Genomic DNA, 1,445 nt, shown 5'->3' on the forward strand with positions numbered 1-1,445 from the left:
ATGTTCTCCATCTTCATCGCCTCGACGGTGGCCAGCGCCTGACCTTCCTGCACCTCCTGCCCCTCCTCGACCGCGATCTTCACGACAAGCCCCGGCATCGGGCAGAGCAGGTATTTCGAGGTATCCGGCGGGGCCTTCTCCAGCATGAGGCCTGCGAGTTCCCTCTGCCGCGGGGTCTGCACCCGCACCTTCAGGTCCGCACCCCGCAAGCGCATGCGGAAGCCCATCGGGATCTTGGCGGTCTTGATCACCAAGGGCTCGCCCCCGACCGTCAGGCGGGCCAGCGGTTGCCCCGGCGTCCAGTCGGAGGTGACGCGCAGGTCGGTCCCGTCCTCGAAGACCACGGTCGAGCCCTCGTGGTCGGCCTTGATCGTCACCGGCCAGCTTTCGCCTTGCAACGTCACCACCCAGTCATCCCCCACCCGGCGGGTGTGGTTGTCCATCGTGCCGGAAATCCGCGTCCGCCGGATTTCCGCCACCCGGTTCATCGCCGCCGCCGCCGCCGCGACCCGGCGCAAGAGGCTGGCGTCCAGCACCGCCCCGGTGAAGCCGCCCTCGTATTCCTCGGCGATGAAGGCGGTGGTGATGTTGCCGCTGGCAAAGCGCGGATGGTCCATCACGGCGGAACAGAACGGCAGGTTGTGGCCGATCCCTTCCACCTCGAACGTATCCAAGGCCAGCCGCATCTCCTCGATGGCATCGGCGCGGGTCGGCCCCCAGGTGCAAAGCTTGGCGATCATCGGGTCGTAGAACATGCTGATCTCGCCGCCCTCGTAGACGCCGGTATCGTTGCGCACGATGCCGCCGCGCTCGGTCTTGCCCTCGACCGGGGGCCGGTAGCGGGTGAGCCGCCCGATGGAGGGCAGGAAGTTGCGGTAGGGATCCTCGGCGTAGAGGCGGCTTTCCATCGCCCAGCCGTTGATCTTCAGGTCGCTTTGCTTGAAGGGCAGCGGCTGGCCATCCGCCACCCGGATCATCTGCTCCACCAGATCGACGCCGGTGATCAGCTCGGTCACCGGATGCTCGACCTGCAAACGGGTATTCATTTCAAGAAAATAGAAGTTGCGGTTGCCATCGACGATGAACTCCACCGTCCCGGCACTGGTGTAGCCCACGGCCTTCGCCAGCGCGCAGGCCTGTTCGCCCATCGCCTTCCGCGTCGCTTCGTCCAGAAACGGCGAGGGAGCCTCCTCGATGACCTTCTGGTTCCGGCGCTGGATCGAGCATTCGCGCTCGTGCAGGTAGACGCAGTTGCCGTGCTTGTCGGCCAGCACCTGAATTTCGATGTGCCGGGGCTGCGTCACGAACTTTTCAATGAAAATCCGGTCGTCGCCAAAGCTGTTGGCCGCTTCGTTGCGTGATGAGTCAAAGCCTTCGCGCGCCTCGGCCGCGTTCCAGGCGATGCGCATGCCCTTGCCGCCGCCGCCGGCGCTGGCCTTGATCAT

Annotated in this window: 1 protein-coding gene; it reads right to left on the reverse strand. The window is 65.5% G+C overall.

Annotated features, from left to right (window positions below):
• Positions 1 to 1,445, reverse strand: a 1,445-nt coding sequence (locus JNJ68_RS13200; protein WP_294982847.1) for a biotin/lipoyl-containing protein, incomplete at both ends; no start/stop codon positions are given.

This window comes from Tabrizicola sp. (assembly GCF_016793705.1).
In the GTDB taxonomy this organism is placed as follows: Bacteria; Pseudomonadota; Alphaproteobacteria; order Rhodobacterales; family Rhodobacteraceae; genus Tabrizicola.